The organism is Actinoplanes sp. ATCC 53533, from assembly GCF_003947245.1.
In genome coordinates this window covers 1-3,036 of the sequence record NZ_QHHV01000447.1, presented here as the reverse complement: position 1 = coordinate 3,036, position 3,036 = coordinate 1, and the positions used below count along the sequence as shown (strand labels likewise).

Annotated in this window: 2 protein-coding genes; both read left to right on the top strand. The window is 65.4% G+C overall.

The features are described from left to right. On the top strand, nucleotides 1-1,345 hold a 1,345-nt coding region (locus tag DMB66_RS62130; protein WP_199753290.1), incomplete at its 5' end, for a hypothetical protein. Nucleotides 1,346-1,359: 14 nt separating this feature from the next. Beyond that, nucleotides 1,360-3,036 (top strand): BREX-6 system adenine-specific DNA-methyltransferase PglX (gene pglX / locus DMB66_RS58955; RefSeq protein WP_125812610.1); only part of this gene is annotated, 1,677 nt, incomplete at its 3' end.

Sequence of the window (3,036 nt, the reverse complement as noted above, 5' to 3'; positions counted from 1 at the left end):
ACACTTCATCGCGACTCAGATTCAGCCATCTGAATTGCTTCAACTCGTTGACGCCGAGCTCTCGGGCCTTTCACCCAAGTTCCTCACCGGCGATCTCGGCATCTTTGACCTCGACTCCGGACGCTACGTTCCGACGTGCAGCGGCGTCGTGGCGCGCCGCGTCCAGGAGCACATCGAGTCCGAGGGCGGGCTCGGTGGGACGACGATTCTCGCCCATTTCGGCGGCCCGCCATACGGCTACACTGCAAACGTCGTGAAGGCATGTGTCGCGGGTCTGCTCCGCGCCAGCAAGGTGCGGCTCCAACCCGACGGCGGAAATGAAATCACCGCCATTCGGGACGCGGGCGTGCGCGACCTCTTCGACAAGGATCGCGCATTTCGCCGTACAACGATCTTCCCCGCCGGCCAGGACGACATCGGCCCCCAAACACGAGCCCGTATCTGCAGGTTCTTCGAGGAGCGCCTTCAACACCGAATGGACCGTGAGGACCACGCCATTGCCGACGCGGTCCTCTATTACTTCCCCCAGCTCGCGCAGCAACTCCGCAGCGTGCAGGGCCAACTCAACAAACTTCCCGGCTCGCCTGAGGGGCCACCTGAGTTCGGTAAGCTGGGCGACGCCCTCGAGCAGTGCATACGCACCAGCCGGCAGACCAAGCCCACCGTCACGTTGGTCAAGAAGCACCTCGAGACGCTGCAGGACGGTACCCAGCGCCTGCAGGTCTACAGCGCAGAACTCACAGACGATGCCATTCGAGCCGTCACCGCCGCATATAACATGCTCGAATACCAGGCAACGCAGCTCAAGGACCTCGCCGTCGAGGACGGCGCGATCGAGACGGCCGTGGCACGGGTCACGGCTCAGCTCGAGCAAGAGCGGCCCTGGCGCGACATCGGCGCGATTGACAAGGATCTCGCTGAGATCCGCACCCGCTACATCGCCGAGCGGCAACAGCTACTCCAACGGCAAGAGCAGCAGGTAGAGGCGGCTCGCGGCCGAGTCAAGGCACGCGACGGCTTCAGCACTCTCACGGCTGAGCAAGCGCACCACGTGCTCCGACCCCTCACCCAAGCGACGACCGACACCGCCGCCGAGGCAGTCGCACCGCCGCTCGCCTATCTGAAGGATCCGTTCACAGTCACACTGGGTCATGGCGAGGACCGCGCGAACGATCTCCTCGACGAGATCCTGAGCGAAGGCAAGAAGCCGCTCATCGCCCGGGTTGACCTGCATCTGCGTAATCGAGAGGTGGCGACAGAGGCCGACGTGCAGGCTCTTGTTGACGAGATCAGGGCGCGCCTGCTCGAACAGGTCCGCGCCGGCACACGCGTACGGCTGCTGTAACTGGAGGAACGACCATGCCCATGACCTCCCACGCCAAGCGCACGCTTTCGGCAACCATCCGGTCCCTGCGCCTTCGCCTCCTCGCTGACCTGCATGACGCCACCGAGACCGCCTACAGGCTCTTGGTGCGCGCCCAAGACGCAGGGCTCGACGCCGCCGGGCGCACTCGGCGGGCTCGGCTGGAGGCATGGGTGGCCGAGCAGCTACGCGCCCAGCAAGCGGCCAAGATTGCACACGAGTCCGAACGGTCCGCGGAGGACTTCCGCCGCGAAGCTGAGAAACAGGCTGCATACACACTGCTGAACCGGCTGGTGCTACTGAGGCTCATGGAGGCCCCTCGGCCCTTGGGCGATCCGCTCCGCACCCCCGCCGTGGTAACCGGCGGCTGGGAAAGCCGCGCCTACAAGGACTTTCGCCAGCTCGCGCCGGGGCTCGTCCGAGCCGACGAGACCGAAGGTTACGCCTTTCTGCTGCGTTTGACGTTCGAGGACCTCGCCACTGAACTGCCCGGCCTCTACGGACCGGCGGGCGTGGCCGACCTCGTCCCAGTTCCGGCATCCACACTCCGGCACGTCGTCGACACTCTCGACGCGGAGGTGCTGGAGAGCTGCTGGACCGACGACATGACGCTCGGCTGGGTCTACCAATACTGGAACGATCCCGAGCGAGAGGCGCTCGACGACAAGCTCAACGGCGGCGGCAAGGTCGAACCGCACGAGATCGCCAGCAAGACCCAGATGTTCACCGAGCGGTACATGGTCGACTGGCTGCTCCAGAATAGTTTGGGTCCGATGTGGCTAGCAATGTGCCAAAGGCACGGCTGGACACCCGAGGTCCAGGCGGACGGCACCCTGGATCGCCTGGAGGAACAGCGGGCGGAGTGGCGGGCCAAGCGCGCATCGGGCGCGGTCGCGCTGACCGAGCTGATGCCGCTGCACACCGAAGCGGAGCGTCGCTGGGCCTACTACCTATCGCAGCCGATCCCCGAAAATGCGGTCGAGCAGGTGCCCAACACAGTTCGTGACCTGAAGCTGATCGATCCGGCGGTGGGCTCGGGGCATTTCCTGGTAGTGGCGCTCGATCTGCTGATGGCACTCTACCGCGAGGAAGCCCGCCACCGCGGCGAAGCCGGCACCGAACACTGGTCCGACCGGTCCATCGTCGAGCGCATCCTCTCTCACAACCTTCACGGAATCGATCTTGACCCACGAGCGGTACAGATCGCCGCCGCAGCGCTGTGGCTCAAGGCCCGACAGATCGCACCCGACGCCCGACCCGAGCGGCTGAACCTGGTCGCGTCGAACCTGCGCCTGGCAAGCCTTGCCGACGACGACCCGGCGCTCGTCGAGCTTCGCCGTGAGGTCGAGCGCGAAACCGGCATCCCGGGCGCCCTGACCGATACGCTAATTCATGCACTGCGCGGCGCCGACCACCTTGGCAGCCTACTCAAGGTCGACACAGCGGTGGACGACGCACTGAACCAGCACGAGGCTACGCTGGGCCGGGTCAAGCCCGAGCAGGGCGACCTCTTCGCCGGATTCAAACCCGAGCCGGAGCGGATCCCCATCGGCAAAGTCGAGGCCAAGGCGACATTGCTCGAACTCATCGAGGGCTTCCTGACCAAGCACACGAGTGGCGACGACCTCGGTCTACGGTTGCGTGGCGAACAACTAGCGGCCGGCGTGCGTTTC